Origin of the sequence: Streptomyces sp. NPDC016845 (genome assembly GCF_044332585.1) — a bacterium.
Taxonomy (GTDB): domain Bacteria; phylum Actinomycetota; class Actinomycetes; order Streptomycetales; family Streptomycetaceae; genus Streptomyces.
In genome coordinates this window covers 570,538-585,133 of the sequence record NZ_JBIRPI010000001.1, presented here as the reverse complement: position 1 = coordinate 585,133, position 14,596 = coordinate 570,538, and the positions used below count along the sequence as shown (strand labels likewise).

13 protein-coding genes are annotated in these 14,596 nt (G+C 69.5%); 8 read left to right on the top strand and 5 right to left on the bottom strand.

The features are described from left to right. Positions 1–25: 25 nt before the first annotated feature. The 8 genes from ACH4RC_RS02510 to pssA all read left to right on the top strand — a co-directional run bounded on the left by ACH4RC_RS02510 (position 26) and on the right by pssA (position 9,099). The gene (locus tag ACH4RC_RS02510) at positions 26–847 is read left to right on the top strand and encodes a TetR family transcriptional regulator (protein ID WP_394429119.1); all 822 of its coding nucleotides are present in this window, start codon (positions 26–28) and stop codon (positions 845–847) included. 476 nt (positions 848–1,323) lie between these two features. Beyond that, positions 1,324–2,661 carry a crotonyl-CoA carboxylase/reductase gene (gene ccrA, locus ACH4RC_RS02505; RefSeq protein WP_398194101.1) on the top strand — a complete coding sequence of 446 codons (1,338 nt, stop codon included), beginning with the start codon at positions 1,324–1,326 and terminating at the stop codon, positions 2,659–2,661. A gap of 22 nt (positions 2,662–2,683) precedes the next feature. Continuing rightward, complete coding sequence (locus tag ACH4RC_RS02500; RefSeq protein ID WP_398194099.1) at positions 2,684–4,732, top strand: protein meaA; 2,049 nt, start codon at positions 2,684–2,686, stop codon at positions 4,730–4,732. Beyond that, positions 4,729–5,691 carry an HpcH/HpaI aldolase/citrate lyase family protein gene (locus ACH4RC_RS02495; protein ID WP_398194097.1) on the top strand — a complete coding sequence of 321 codons (963 nt, stop codon included), beginning with the start codon at positions 4,729–4,731 and terminating at the stop codon, positions 5,689–5,691. Before ACH4RC_RS02500 ends, ACH4RC_RS02495 begins: the two co-directional genes overlap by 4 nt. Positions 5,692–5,696: 5 nt before the next feature. Then, complete coding sequence (locus tag ACH4RC_RS02490; RefSeq protein ID WP_398194095.1) at positions 5,697–6,209, top strand: MaoC family dehydratase; 513 nt, start codon at positions 5,697–5,699, stop codon at positions 6,207–6,209. Positions 6,210–6,211: 2 nt separating this feature from the next. After that, the gene (locus ACH4RC_RS02485; RefSeq protein WP_398194093.1) at positions 6,212–7,417 is read left to right on the top strand and encodes an acyl-CoA dehydrogenase family protein; all 1,206 of its coding nucleotides are present in this window, start codon (positions 6,212–6,214) and stop codon (positions 7,415–7,417) included. Positions 7,418–7,601: 184 nt separating this feature from the next. Then, positions 7,602–8,258 (top strand): phosphatidylserine decarboxylase, encoded by a 657-nt coding sequence (locus tag ACH4RC_RS02480; RefSeq protein WP_398194092.1) that lies wholly within the window; start codon positions 7,602–7,604, stop codon positions 8,256–8,258. A gap of 28 nt (positions 8,259–8,286) precedes the next feature. After that, the gene (pssA, locus tag ACH4RC_RS02475) at positions 8,287–9,099 is read left to right on the top strand and encodes a CDP-diacylglycerol--serine O-phosphatidyltransferase (protein ID WP_398195665.1); all 813 of its coding nucleotides are present in this window, start codon (positions 8,287–8,289) and stop codon (positions 9,097–9,099) included. A 241-nt stretch (positions 9,100–9,340) separates the two neighbouring features. Here pssA and ACH4RC_RS02470 read toward each other — a convergent pair whose 3' ends face one another. From ACH4RC_RS02470 to ACH4RC_RS02450, 5 genes are all read right to left on the bottom strand, one after another. Next, positions 9,341–10,615: an ABC transporter substrate-binding protein gene (locus tag ACH4RC_RS02470; protein WP_398194090.1), complete on the bottom strand. Its 1,275-nt coding sequence runs from the start codon at positions 10,613–10,615 to the stop codon at positions 9,341–9,343. Further along, on the bottom strand, positions 10,612–11,727 hold the full coding sequence (locus ACH4RC_RS02465) for a branched-chain amino acid ABC transporter permease (RefSeq protein WP_398194087.1): 1,116 nt from the start codon (positions 11,725–11,727) through the stop codon (positions 10,612–10,614). The genes ACH4RC_RS02470 and ACH4RC_RS02465 overlap by 4 nt, the downstream gene beginning before the upstream one ends. After that, positions 11,720–12,610: a branched-chain amino acid ABC transporter permease gene (locus tag ACH4RC_RS02460; protein WP_398194084.1), complete on the bottom strand. Its 891-nt coding sequence runs from the start codon at positions 12,608–12,610 to the stop codon at positions 11,720–11,722. Before ACH4RC_RS02460 ends, ACH4RC_RS02465 begins: the two co-directional genes overlap by 8 nt. Further along, entirely contained in the window at positions 12,607–13,443 is an 837-nt protein-coding gene (locus ACH4RC_RS02455) for an ABC transporter ATP-binding protein (RefSeq protein WP_398194081.1), read from the bottom strand. The genes ACH4RC_RS02460 and ACH4RC_RS02455 overlap by 4 nt, the downstream gene beginning before the upstream one ends. A 109-nt stretch (positions 13,444–13,552) precedes the next feature. Further along, complete coding sequence (locus ACH4RC_RS02450; RefSeq protein WP_398195663.1) at positions 13,553–14,335, bottom strand: ABC transporter ATP-binding protein; 783 nt, start codon at positions 14,333–14,335, stop codon at positions 13,553–13,555. Positions 14,336–14,596: the final 261 nt, after the last annotated feature.

Sequence of the window (14,596 nt, the reverse complement as noted above, 5' to 3'; positions counted from 1 at the left end):
CACCGGGGAGCCTTTTGGAACGTACATGCAGTACGTTCGGTCCATGCCCAAGGCCGACCAGTCCTCCCGTACCCCCGCTACGACCGACGCCCCGGAGAGCGCCGCCGGCAACCGGGCGGCCGCCCAGCGGCTCAAGATGCGCCGTGAGCTGGCGGCCGCGGCGATGGAGCTCTTCGCCACGAAGGGGTACGAGGCGACGACGGTCGACGAGATCGCCGCGCAGGCGGGCGTCGCGCGCCGCACCTTCTTCCGCCACTTCCGTTCGAAGGAAGAGGCGATCTTCCCGGACCACGACGACACCCTGGTGCGCGCCGAGGCGGTCCTCAACGCGGCGCCGCCCCTGGAGCACCCGCTGGACACCGTGTGCCGCGGCATCAAGGAAGTCATGAAGATGTACGCGGGGGCGCCCGCGGTGGCCGTGGCGCGCTACCAGCTCACCCGTGAGGTGCCGACGCTGCGCCAGGCCGAGATCGCCTCGGTCTCCCGCTACGAGCGGCTGTTCACCCGCTACCTCCTCGGCCACTTCGACGAGCAGGCCCACCACGACGGCAACGACGACCCGTTGCTCGCCGAGGTCGCCGCCTCCGCCGTCGTCACCGCCCACAACCACGTCCTGCGCCGCTGGCTGCGGGCGGGCGGCCAGGGCGACGTCGAGGCGCAGCTGGACCACGCCTTCGCCATCGTGCGCCGCACGTTCGGCAGCGGCATCGGGGCGGGCCGCACCCCCGCCGCTCCCCCGGCGGCGCAGGTCTCGCACTCGGGCGAGGTGCTCGTGACGGTGGCGCGCACGGACGCGCCGCTCCCGGAGGTCATGCGCACCATCGAGGAAGCCCTCAGGAACCGCTAGGGCCGTCCCGCGTCAGCACGGCCCCTGATCTGGCACGGAGTGCCACGTCAGGGGCCTTCTTCATGCCCGACTGCGACGACATCGCGAGCCTCTGATCGATCATCGATCTTTGTACGCGGCGGTAACCCCGCTCTGACCTCGAATGATCGATCATCGCTCAGCTGACACTCAAACATGACACCTGAGCGAAATTTGTGGCACGGAGTGCCTTGCAAGCTGTCACGGTGTGCCATACGTTGAAGGAAGTCCGGGCGGCCGGCGTACAGAGAACTTCCGTACGCCGGCTGTCCCCGCAAGCCACGAACGACCGTGGTTCCGCGCGCCCGGACGCCTGCGTCACAGGCAACCTTCCGCGCCACACCAAGCGCTGCCACCGCACCACCCCCGCCGAACCGACGGCACGCTCCACCCCTCACCCGCAGCCACACCACCCCGACTCAGCGTTTCCCTCGACGCTCACCGCCGGAGGCACCACCGTGAAGGAAATCCTGGACGCGATCCAGTCGCGGACCGCCACGTCCGCCGACTTCGCCGCCCTGCCGCTGCCCGACTCGTACCGCGCGATCACCGTGCACAAGGACGAGGCGGAGATGTTCGCGGGGCTCGACTCCCGCGAGAAGGACCCGCGCAAGTCGATCCACCTGGACGACGTGCCGGTGCCCGAACTCGGCCCGGGCGAAGCCCTGGTGGCCGTGATGGCCTCCTCGGTCAACTACAACTCGGTGTGGACCTCGATCTTCGAGCCGGTCTCCACCTTCAGCTTCCTGGAGCGCTACGGCCGCCTCAGCGAGCTGACCAAGCGCCACGACCTGCCGTACCACATCATCGGCTCCGACCTCGCGGGCGTCGTCCTGCGCACCGGCCCCGGCGTGAACGCCTGGAACCCCGGTGACGAGGTCGTCGCACACTGCCTCTCCGTCGAGCTGGAGTCCTCCGACGGCCACAACGACACGATGCTCGACCCCGAGCAGCGCATCTGGGGCTTCGAGACCAACTTCGGCGGCCTGGCGGAGATAGCACTGGTCAAGTCCAACCAGCTGATGCCCAAGCCCGATCACCTCAGCTGGGAGGAGGCGGCGGCCCCCGGCCTGGTGAACTCGACCGCGTACCGCCAGCTCGTCTCCCGCAACGGCGCCGGCATGAAGCAGGGCGACAACGTCCTGATCTGGGGCGCGAGCGGCGGACTGGGCTCGTACGCCACGCAGTTCGCGCTCGCGGGCGGGGCCAACCCCATCTGCGTCGTGAGCAGCGAGCAGAAGGCGGACATCTGCCGGAGGATGGGCGCCGAGGCGATCATCGACCGCAACGCCGAGGGCTACAAGTTCTGGAAGGACGAGCGCACCCAGGACCCCAAGGAGTGGAAGCGCTTCGGCAAGCGCATCCGCGAGTTCACCGGCGGCGAGGACATCGACATCGTCTTCGAGCACCCCGGCCGCGAGACCTTCGGCGCCTCCGTCTACGTCACCCGCAAGGGCGGCACGATCACCACCTGCGCCTCCACCTCGGGCTACATGCACGAGTACGACAACCGCTACCTGTGGATGTCGCTGAAGCGGATCATCGGCTCGCACTTCGCCAACTACCGCGAGGCGTGGGAGGCCAACCGCCTGATCTCCAAGGGAAAGATCCACCCGACGCTCTCCAAGACGTACGCGCTGGAAGACACCGGCCAGGCCGCGTACGACGTCCACCGCAACCTGCACCAGGGCAAGGTCGGCGTCCTCGCGCTCGCGCCCAAGGAGGGCCTGGGCGTGCGCGACCACGACAAGCGCGCCCGGCACATCGACGCCATCAACCGCTTCCGCAACGTCTGAAACCCCGGAGGGGAACCGGCTCATGACTGAGCGTCAGAAGGACCGGCCGTGGTTGATGCGGACCTACGCCGGTCACTCCACGGCCGAGGCGTCCAACGAGCTGTACCGGCGCAACCTCGCCAAGGGCCAGACGGGTCTGTCGGTCGCCTTCGACCTGCCGACCCAGACGGGCTACGACCCGGACCACATCCTCGCCCGCGGCGAGGTCGGCCGGGTCGGCGTGCCGGTCTCGCACCTCGGTGACATGCGGCGGCTGTTCCAGGACATCCCCCTGGACCAGATGAACACCTCGATGACCATCAACGCCACGGCGATGTGGCTTCTGGCGCTCTACCAGGTCGTCGCCGAGGAGCAGGGCCTCGACATCGCGGCCCTCCAGGGCACGACGCAGAACGACATCGTCAAGGAGTACCTGTCGCGGGGCACCCACGTGTTCCCGCCGGGCCCCTCGCTCCGCCTGACGACCGACATGATCGCCTACACGGTCTCCCACATCCCCAAGTGGAACCCGATCAACATCTGCTCGTACCACCTCCAGGAGGCGGGGGCCACACCGGTCCAGGAGATCGCGTACGCGATGTCCACCGCCATCGCCGTTCTCGATGCCGTACGCGACTCAGGGCAGGTCCCCGCCGACAAGTTCGGGGACGTCGTGGCCCGTATCTCCTTCTTCGTGAACGCGGGCGTCCGCTTCATCGAGGAGATGTGCAAGATGCGGGCGTTCGGGCGGATCTGGGACCAGATCACGCGCGAGCGGTACGGCATCGAGAACGCGAAGCAGCGCCGCTTCCGGTACGGCGTCCAGGTCAACTCGCTGGGTCTGACCGAGGCGCAGCCGGAGAACAACGTCCAGCGGATCGTGCTCGAGATGCTGGCCGTGACCCTGTCGAAGGACGCACGCGCGCGTGCTGTCCAACTCCCGGCCTGGAACGAGGCTCTGGGCCTGCCCCGGCCGTGGGACCAGCAGTGGTCGCTCCGTATCCAGCAGGTCCTCGCCCACGAGAGCGACCTGCTCGAGTACGAGGACATCTTCGCGGGCTCGCACGTCGTCGAGAAGAAGGTCGACGCGCTGGTCGCCGAGTCGCTCGCGGAGATCGAGCGGATCGAGGAGATGGGCGGCGCGATGGCCGCCGTCGAGTCGGGCTACCTCAAGTCCCAGCTCGTCTCCTCGCACGCGGAGCGCCGGGCGCGGATCGAGGGCGGCGAGGAGAAGATCGTCGGCGTCAACATCTACGAGTCGACCGAGCCGAACCCGCTCACCGCCGATCTGGACGCCGCGATCATGACGGTCGACCACCAGGTGGAGGCGCGCGTCGTGCGGGCGATCGGCGAGTGGCGCACCACGCGCCAGGAGTCGACCGACCGGCAGGGAATGGGCGACCCGTTCCACTACCCGACGACCCAGCAGACCATCGAGCGTCTGAAGGAGGCCGCGGCCGGCACGGAGAACCTCATGGAGGCGACGCTCGAATGCGCCCGCGCCGGGGTCACGACCGGCGAGTGGTCCGAGGCGCTGCGCGAGGTCTTCGGCGAGTTCCGGGCGCCGACCGGCGTCTCGTCGGCGCCGGTCGCGGTGACCGCCGAGGCGGGCACACCGCTCGCGCAGGTCCGCGAGAAGGTCCGCCGTACGGGAGACGAGCTGGGCGGCAAGCTGCGCCTGCTCGTCGGCAAGCCGGGCCTCGACGGGCACTCCAACGGCGCCGAGCAGATCGCCGTACGGGCCCGCGACGCCGGGTTCGAGGTGGTCTACCAGGGCATCCGGCTCACACCCGAGCAGATCGTGTCCGCCGCGCTCGCCGAGGACGTGACGTGCGTCGGCCTGTCGATCCTGTCGGGGTCGCACGCCGAGCTGGTCCCCGACGTGCTCGACCGGCTGCGCGAGGCGGGCGCCACCGACATCCCCGTGATCGTCGGCGGCATCATCCCGAACGCCGACGCCGAGGAGCTGAAGCGGGCGGGTGTCGCCGCCGTCTTCACCCCCAAGGACTTCGGCATCACGGAGATCATCGGCCGTATCGTCGACGAGATCCGGCTAGCGAACAAGCTCGACCCACTGGAGGTCCCCGCATGACACAGGTCAACCGTCTTCGTCCGCGCCGCTCCTGCCTCGCGGTGCCCGGGTCGAACCCGCGCTTCCTGGAGAAGGCCCAGGGCCTGGCGGCCGACCAGGTCTTCCTCGACCTGGAGGACGCCTGCGCGCCGCTCGCCAAGCCGGAGGCCCGGCACACCATCGTGAAGTTCCTCAACGAGGGCGACTGGACGGGCAAGACGCGCGTCGTTCGGGTCAACGACTGGACGACCGAGTGGACCTACCGCGACGTCGTGACCGTCGTCGAGGGCGCGGGCCCGAACCTCGACTGCATCATGCTGCCGAAGGTCCAGACGGCCGACCAGGTCGTCGCCCTGGACCTGCTCCTCACCCAGATCGAGAAGACGATGGGCTTCGAGGTCGGCAAGATCGGTATCGAGGCGCAGATCGAGAACGCGCGCGGCCTGAACAACGTCAACGCGATCGCCGAGGCGTCCCCGCGCATCGAGACGATCATCTTCGGCCCGGCCGACTTCATGGCGTCGATCAACATGAAGTCCCTGGTCGTCGGCGAGCAGCCGCCCGGCTACGGCGCCGACGCCTACCACTACATCCTGATGAAGATCCTGATGGCGGCCCGCGCCAACGACCTCCAGGCGATCGACGGCCCCTACCTCCAGATCAAGAACGTGGACGGCTTCCGCGAGGTCGCCGGGCGCGCCGCCGCCCTCGGCTTCGACGGCAAGTGGGTGCTCCACCCCGGCCAGGTCGAGGCGGCCAACGAGGTCTTCTCCCCGTCGCAGGAGGACTACGACCACGCCGAGCTGATCCTCGACGCGTACGAGTACTGCACGTCCGAGGCGGGCGGCAAGAAGGGCTCGGCGATGCTCGGCGACGAGATGATCGACGAGGCGAGCCGGAAGATGGCGCTCGTCATCTCCGGCAAGGGCCGCGCGGCCGGCATGCGCCGCACGTCCAAGTTCGAGGCCCCGGAGGCGTAAGACACATGCAATTCGGCCGCACCTACGAAGAGTTCACCGTCGGGGACGTCTACAAGCACTGGCCGGGAAAGACGGTCACCGAGTACGACGACCACCTCTTCTGTCTCCTCACGATGAACCACCACCCGCTCCACATGGACGCCAACTACGCGGAGAGCACCACCGACTTCGGCAAGAACGTCGTCGTCGGCAACTACATCTACTCCCTGCTGCTGGGCATGTCCGTGCCGGACGTCTCCGGCAAGGCGATCGCCAACCTGGAGGTGGAGTCGCTCAAGCACGTGGCGCCGACCTTCCACGGCGACACCGTCTACGGCGAGACGACGGTCCTGGACAAGACCCCGTCGAGGTCCAAGAGCGACCGCGGGATCGTGTACGTGGAGACCAAGGGCTACAAGCAGGACGGCACGCTCGTCTGCGTCTTCCGCCGCAAGGTGATGGTGCCCACCGAGACGTACATCAAGGAGCGCGGCGGCGAACAGCCCGGCCGCCCGGCCCTCAAGTCCCAGGAGAAGTAGTCATGGCGCGACTCGCCCGGACCGCCGGTCTCACCGAGGTCCAGCAGGAAATCCTCTCCACGGTGCGCGACTTCGTGGACAAGGAGATCATCCCGGTCGCCACCGAGCTGGAGCACCGCGACGAGTACCCGCAGGCGATCGTCGACGGGCTCAAGGAGCTGGGCCTGTTCGGGCTCATGATCCCGGAGGAGTACGGGGGGCTCGGCGAGTCGCTGCTCACGTACGCGCTGTGCGTGGAGGAGATCGCGCGCGGCTGGATGTCGGTCTCCGGCATCATCAACACGCACTTCATCGTGGCGTACATGCTCAAGCAGCACGGCACGCGGGAGCAGAAGGAGTACTTCCTGCCGCGGATGGCGCTGGGCGAGGTGCGCGGCGCGTTCTCGATGTCCGAGCCGGCGCTCGGCTCGGATGTGTCGGCCATCACGTCGAAGGCGGTCAAGGACGGCGACGAGTACGTCCTGAACGGTCAGAAGATGTGGCTGACCAACGGCGGCACGTCAACACTTGTGGCGGTTCTCACTCGGAGTGATGAAGGTCATGGAGAGGGAACGGCCCCGCACAAGTCGATGACGACCTTCCTCGTCGAGAAGGAAGCCGGATTCGGCGAGGTCCGGCCCGGTCTGACCATCCCCGGGAAGATCGACAAGATGGGTTACAAGGGCGTCGACACCACCGAACTGCTCATGGACGGGCTACGCATTCCAGCCAATCGTGTACTTGGCGGACAGACCGGCCGAGGGTTTTACCAAATGATGGACGGAGTCGAGGTCGGGCGCGTGAACGTGGCGGCCCGTGGTTGCGGTGTCGCGCAGCGTGCCTTCGAACTGGGCGTCTCGTATGCCCAGCAACGTCACACTTTCGGCAAGCCGATCGCCCAGCATCAGGCCATTCAGTTCAAGTTGGCCGAGATGGCCACCAAGGTCGAGGCCGCCCATGCGATGATGGTGAACGCGGCACGCAAAAAGGACTCCGGGGAACGAAACGACCTCGAAGCGGGAATGGCCAAGTACCTGGCCTCCGAATACTGCAAAGAAGTCGTGGAGGACGCGTTCCGGATCCACGGTGGATACGGGTTCTCCAAGGAGTACGAGATCGAGCGTCTGTACCGCGAGGCGCCGATGCTGCTGATCGGTGAAGGTACCGCCGAAATCCAGAAAATGATCATTGGTCGTCGACTGCTCGAAGAGTATCGAGTCCAGGGCTGAGCCTGGCGAGATGTCCTATTTCGGGGTGTTTTCTTCGCAAGGAAGATCACACCCCGTCAGCACTCTTCGGCCGCCGACTCGGCTTCCTGGCTTGCCCAGTTGTGGCTCGCAACCGATAGCATTCCTCGGAAAAGCCGCCGTCCCCCCGTAACCAGCGCGGCCTCATCCGCTACGAAGGTCATCCATGCCCCACAGCCAAACCTCTGCACCTCGCGACGGCTTCCCCGGTGGTCGCCTTGCGCGCGGAGCATCGCCGTGGCTTCTCCCGACCGTGGCCACGGCCGCAGTGAGCCTGGCCCGTTCGCGCCGTTCGAAGAACGCGGCGGCGCTCGCCGTCCCGGCCACCGCTCTGGCGGCCGGCATGCTCTGGTTCTTCCGCGACCCCGAGCGCGAGATCGCCGAGGGCCGGGTCATCTCGCCCGCCGACGGCGTGGTGCAGAGCATCATGCCGTGGAAGGACGGCCGCACCCGCGTCGCGATCTTCATGAGCCCGCTGAACGTGCACGTGAACCGCGCTCCCCTCGCGGGCACCGTGACCTCCGTCGAACACGTCCCGGGCGGATTCGTCCCGGCGTTCAACAAGGAGAGCGAGAACAACGAGCGCGTCGTCTGGCACTTCGACACCGAGCTCGGTGACATCGAGATGATCCAGATCGCCGGTGCCGTCGCCCGCCGCATCGTGCCCTACATCCCGCGCGGCACCAAGGTCGAGCAGGGCGAGCGCATCGGTCTCATCCGGTTCGGCTCGCGCGTCGACATCTACCTGCCCGAGGGTGTGGAGATCGACGTGGAGGTCGGCCAGAAGACCGTGGCAGGGGTGACTCGACTTGACCGTGACTGATCCGGAGACCCAGGCGGGCTGGGTGCCCATGAACGACAACGACGAGGCGGACGACGCGGAGGAGATGCCGCTCTCGCTTCGCCTGTCGATAGCGGACACCCTCACCCTCGGCAACGCCACGTGCGGCTTCATGGCGGTCTACTTCACGACGACCGGCATCCTCATCCCGCACATCCAGGGCAGCAACGACTCCGGCATGGCCCGCAGCAGCGCCGCGACCGCGGTGATCCTGATGCTGGCCGCCGCGATCTTCGACCTGTTCGACGGTCTGGTCGCCCGCAAGCTGCGCTCCTCGCCGATGGGGGCCGAGCTGGACAACCTCTCGGACCTGATCAGCTTCGGGCTCGCGCCCGCGTACTTCGTGCTCGTCTACGGCATGGTCGCCAATGACGCGCACCAGAGAGTCGCGGCCGTCGGGGCCATCGTGGTGCTGTTGGCGGTGGTGCTGAGGCTTGCGCGGTTCTCGTGCGTGACCGTGAAGGACGGCACGTTCCAGGGCATGCCGTCGCCGTTCGGGGCGCTGACCGTCGTCTCCATCGTCCTGCTCGAGCTGCCCTTCGTGGCGACTCTGCTCGCCATCATCGGTACGGCGTGGCTGATGGTCAGCCGGGTCGAGTACCCGAAGCCGCGTGGGCGCCTCGCGGTGGCCATGCTGTCGTGGATCGTGCTCAGCATGGGGCTGCTCGCGGCCTGGGCGTTCGACGCGCCGGGGGGGCAGCTGCTGCTCCAGACCGGGTGCGCGCTGCAGCTGGTGCTGGGGGCCGTCATTCCGCTGTTCGCCACGGCGCGGCGGGTGAACAACTTCCGGGACAACCGGCGGGAGGCCCGGGCCCAGTCGTAGCCCGACGGAACACAAAAACGGGGGGCCCGAGCCTGTTGGCTCGGGCCCCCGTTTTTGCGCCTGCGCGCCGCAGAGGCGTCCGTCCCGGGGCGGGCACCGGTCCGTGGTGGCCGGTCGCGGTTGCCCGCGCCCCGGGCGGTGTGACGAGGGGCCCGAGCCTTGACGGCCCGGGCCCCTCGTCCTTTGCGCCTGTGCGCCTGTGCGCCTGTGTGCCCTAGCGGCATGCCTGGTGGGGCGCTGCCTAGCCGGCGCTCTGCGCGTACGTCTTCGCCTGCGCGGCCTCAACCGGCTGCTGGAGTACCTTCAGGCCGCCCACCGCCGCCTTGTCGGGCTGGAGGATGACCGACTTGTAGGAGGACGGGGCCTTGGGGTCGGTGAAGTTCTGGTCGACGCCGAAGCCCATGTCGTAGCCGTTGAGGGAGAGCAGGGCCTTGTCGACGCTCTCGCGGGTCAGGTCCTTCGACTCGCACGCCTTCTTCAAGGCCTCGCCGAAGACGCCGGCGGCCGTCCAGCCCGCTACGACGCCGTTGTCGAGGCCGTCCTCGGGGTACGCCTTCTTGTAGTCGTCGACCAGCTTCTTCGCCTCCGGGGTGTCCGCGCCGATGGGGAGGGAGGGGGAGGCGACGTAGTAGTTGGCCAGCAGGGCCGGGGCCGCCTGGGTGCCCAGGAGCTGGGGGGAGTACGCCGAGTTGTTGCCGATCACCGGAACCATCAGCTTCGCCGCCGCCGCGACGCCGACCAGGGAGGCCGCCTGGCGCGGGCCCGCGCTGATCACGATGGCGTCGACGCCCGCCTTCTTCAGGGCGGCGACCTGCGCGGTCATGTCGTTGTCGGTCGGCTTGATCTTCTGCTCGACGACGGTGAGCCCGGCCTCCTTCGCCATGAACTTCGAGCCCTTCAGCGCGCTCTCGCCGTAGTCGCCCTCGAAGTAGACGTGGCCGAGCTTGTCGCCCTTCTTCAGCCCCTTCTCCTTCATCAGGAAGTCGATCGCGTTGATCGTCTCGATGTCGTACGTGGAGCCGATGATGCGCACGTACGGGCTGCCGAGGAGGTTCGAGGACCAGGCCTGGGGAAGGACGAGGGCCTTGTCCGTGTCTATGCGCTTCTCCACCGCCGCTACGAACGGCGAGCCTATGAACTGCGTGAAGCCGAGCACCTTCGGTGACAGCTCGGTGTAGCCGGCGACGGCCTTCTGCGGGTCGTAGCCGTGGTCCCGGACGGTGAGCTTGAGCTGGTAGCCGCAGATGCCGCCGTCGGCGTTGACCTGCTTGACGTAGAGCTGCTGGGCCTGTGTGACGCTCTTGCCGAGGGTCGCGTACACGCCGGTCATGTCGGTGAGGACGCCGAGGTCGATGGTCTTGCCCGAGATGCCCTGGCCGGTCTTGATGCCGCCCGCGCTCTGCTTCTCGTCTCCTCCCCCGTCCTCGGCCTTGTTGCTGCACGCGGCGGTGAGCGCGAGCAGCGCGGCCACGGCGGTCACCGTGAGCGTGCGGGTGGGGCGGGTACGGGCGGTCATGACTCCTCCTGAGGGTGTTTCCGGGTGCGCCGGGCCAGTTGCACGAGGCCGCCCGGTAGGAACAGGACCACTGCCACGACGGCGGCGCCGTAGAGGTAGCGGGCGGCCTCGCCCGGCGCGACGCCGCCGGTGCCGGGGGCCGAGACGAGGGGCAGGGCGTCGCTGTAGCGGGTGAGGATCTGGGGCAGCAGGGAGACGAACACGGCGCCCACGACCGCGCCCGCCACCGAGCCCAGGCCGCCGATGACGATCATCGCCAGGTACTCCAGGGACAGCGTGATGCCGAAGTAGTCCGGCACCGTGCGCTGGAAGACGAGGGCCAGGAGGACGCCGGCCAGGCCCGCGTACATCGAGGACAGGACGAAGACGGCGCCTCGGTAGCGGGCCACGGGGACGCCCAGGACGCCCGCCGCGATGCGGTGGTCGCGGATGGCGTTCATGGCGCGGCCGGGCCGTCCTCGCAGCACTCCGCGGGCGAACAGGCCGCAGCCGAGCAGGAGCAGCAGTCCGAGGTACCAGAGCTTCTCGGCGGAGCCGAAGGGGACGCTCGCGACGTTGAGCGGCGTGTCGTCGAAGGTGAGCCCGAACAGGCTCATCGCGGGGACGTCGCGGCCGTTGGCGCCGCCGGTCAGGTCCTCGGCGTTGAACAGGACGTGCTGCCCGATGAAGATCAGCGCGAGCGTCGCGATGCCGAGGTACGCGCCCTTCAGGCGGCCCGCGATGGGGCTGAACAGGCCGCCCGCGACCCCGGCGACGAGGACGGCCAGGACGGCGGCGAGCCACGGGGGAAGGCCGAGCCCGTTGAGCTCCTCGCCGCGCTCCCCCGCGAAGACGCAGTAGCCGTACGCGCCGACGGCGAGGAAGAAGGCGTGGCCCATGGAGAGCTGGCCGGTGGCGCCGGTGAGGAGGTTCAGGCCGATCGCCCCGATCGCGGCGGCCATGGCGAAGAGGCCCGCCTGGAGCCAGAACCGGTCGAGGTAGAAGGGCAGGGCGAGGAGGAGCAGGGCGCAGCCGGCGACGGCGTAGGTGCCGCGGCGGGTGAGGAGCGTGCGGGCCGGGGTGTCGCGTTCCGGGTGGTCCGCGGTCTTCGTGGCGGCGAGGGTGTCAGACACGGGCCAGCTCCTTCGTGCCGAAGAGGCCGGAGGGCCGCAGCAGGAGAATCACGGTCATCACGAGGTAGGGCGCGAGGTCGCCGAGGCCGCGGCCCATGAAGGCCAGCTCGCTCTGGTAGCCGGTGGCGAGGGACTCGGTGACGCCGACGACCAGGCCGCCGACGAGCGCGCCCGTGGTCGAGTCGAGCCCGCCGAGGATCGCGGCGGGGAAGGCTTTGAGCGCGGCCAGGGAGGTGGCGCGCTCCAGGCCCGGTGTCGGGAAGACGCACAGGAACAGCGCGGCGACGGCCGCGAGCCCGCCCGCCACGGCCCATGCGCCGAGCGACACCCGGTGCAGGCGTACGCCCATGAGCGCGGCCGTCTCCCCGCTCTCGGCGGCGGCGCGCATCGCGACGCCCCACGACGTGTAGCGGAAGACGAGCAGGAAGGCGGTGATGAGCAGCGCGGCGGTGACGAACGCGGCGATGCGGGTGTGCGCGATCGACACCCCGCCGACGGTCAGCACGGCATCGCCCCACGGGTCGCCCATGGACAGGACGTCGGTGCCGAGGCGGCGGGTGAGTTCGGTGGTCAGCAGGATGTCGACGCCGATCGTGACGATGGCGAGGACGGACTGGTCGTGCCCCCGGTAGCGGCGCATCACGAAGAACTCGACGGCGGCGCCGACCACCGCCGCGGCGGCGATGCCGACGCCGAGCGCGGGCCAGAAGCCGATGTCGTCGTGGAGGACGGCCGTGACATAGCCGCCCGCGAGGAGCAGGGACGCGTGGGCGAAGTTCACGACCTCCGTGGCGCGGAAGATGACGACGAAGCCGAGGGCGATGAGCGCGTACACGGAGCCCATGGAGAGCCCGTTGAGGAGGAGTTCGAGGAACGTGGTCATGCCGTGGTCTCCCCGTTCGTGGTGCCGTTCGCGTCGCTCTCGGTGGGTGCGCCCAGGTACGCCTGGATCACCGCCGGGTCGTTCTGGACGCGCTCCGGTGGTCCGCCGGCGATCCGGCGGCCGAAGTCGAGGACGGTGACCTCGTCGGCGAGGCGCATGACGACTCCCATGTCGTGTTCGACCAGGACGATGGAGATCCCGAGGCTGTCGCGGACACCCGCGATCACGGCCGCGGTACGGCGCCGCTCGTCCGCCGTCATTCCGGCGACGGGCTCGTCGAGCAGCAGGACACGGGGCTCCATGCACAGGGCGCGGGCGAGCTCGGCGAGCTTCTGCTGCCCGTAGGGCAGGGCGCCGGTCGGGGTGGAGAGCTGGTCGGCGATGCCGACGAACTCGGCGATCTCGCGGACCCGCGCGCGGTGCAGGCGCTCCTCCCGGACGGCGGAGGGCAGCCGCAGCCCGGCGGCGACGAAGCCGGTCCGGGTCAGCCGGTGGCGGCCGAGCAGCAGGCTGTCGGCGACCGTGGTGCGCGGCGGCAGGGCCAGGTTCTGGAAGATCCGGGCCACGCCGAGCCCGGCGATGCGGTGCGGGGAGAGGCCGGTGAGCTCCTGGTCGCCGAGGTGGACGGTGCCGGCGGTGGCGCGGTAGACGCCGGACAGCACGTTGAAGCAGGTCGACTTGCCCGCGCCGTTCGGGCCGATGACGGCGTGCACGGTGCCGGGCTCGACGGTGAAGCCGATGGCGTCGAGAGCGGTGAGGCCGGCGAAGCGGACGGTGAGGTCGCGTACGTGCAGGGGCGGTATGTCGGTGCTGGTCGCGGTCGTGGTGGTCACCAGGCACCTCCGGGCCCCGGGTGCGGTCGTCGGACCGTCGTGCGGGCCGCGCGGGCGGGGACCGGCCCGCGTGCGGACGACGGGTCCGTGCCGGTCGTGGTCGGCGGTGTCATCGCGCGCCTCCCCAGCGCCGCAGGACCGGGGCGTGCGAGGCGCCGCCGGAGGCGTCCGCGGCGGCCGTCTCGTCGACGACGCCGAGGTAGCGGCGGCGCACCTCGTCGGAGCCCGCCAGTTCGTCGGCGGGGCCGTGCAGGGTGATCTCGCCGACCTCGAGGACGTACGCCTGCGAGGCGAGGCGGAGCGCCAGCGCCGCGTTCTGCTCGACGAGGAGGACCGAGACGCCCTGGGCGTTGATCTCCCGGATCGTGTCGGCGATGCGGGCCGCCATCAGCGGGGCCAGGCCGAGCGACGGTTCGTCGAGCAGGAGCAGGCGGGGGCCCGCCATCAAGGCGCGGCCGACGGCCAGCATCTGCTGTTCGCCGCCGGAGAGCAGCCCCGCGCGCTGGTGGGCCCGGTCGGCGAGGACCGGGAACAGTTCGTGGACGCGGCGCAGCGCGGCCGCCTTGTCGGCGCGCGAGCCGGTCGAACCGAGCGCGCCGGCCCGCAGGTTGTCGGCGACGGTCATCCGGGCGAACACCCGCCGCCCCTCCGGTACGTGGCAGACGCCGGCGGCCACGACGCGGTCGGCGGACAGGCCGCTGATCCTGCGCCCGCCGAACCGTGCCTCGCCGGACGTGACCGTCCCACCGTGGAATTGCAGCGTGCGCGAGACGGCGCGCAGCAGCGTCGACTTCCCCGCGCCGTTGCCGCCGAGCACGGCGACGCAGGCGCCTTGCGGCACCTTCAGCGTCACACCGCGCAAGGCGCGTACGGGGCCGTAGCCGACCGACATCGTGTCGACGGCGAGGCCCTCCCCTTGTGCATCGGTCACTCTGTGTCCCTCCCTGGACCGGTGGCGCTCACGACAGCACCGCGCGGGCGGCCCGTCCACGGGCGGCCCCCGAATCGCTGCGCGGGCCCAGCGCCCGCCCGCCTCGGTTGTGCGCGCGCACAAGACCCCGTGTCAGGGCCCTGCCGGGGACGAGCGCGGGATGGCATCCTCCGGACAAGCAAGTGAGTCCTTTGCCGTCGCTTTACGAGGTGTTGGGGAGGG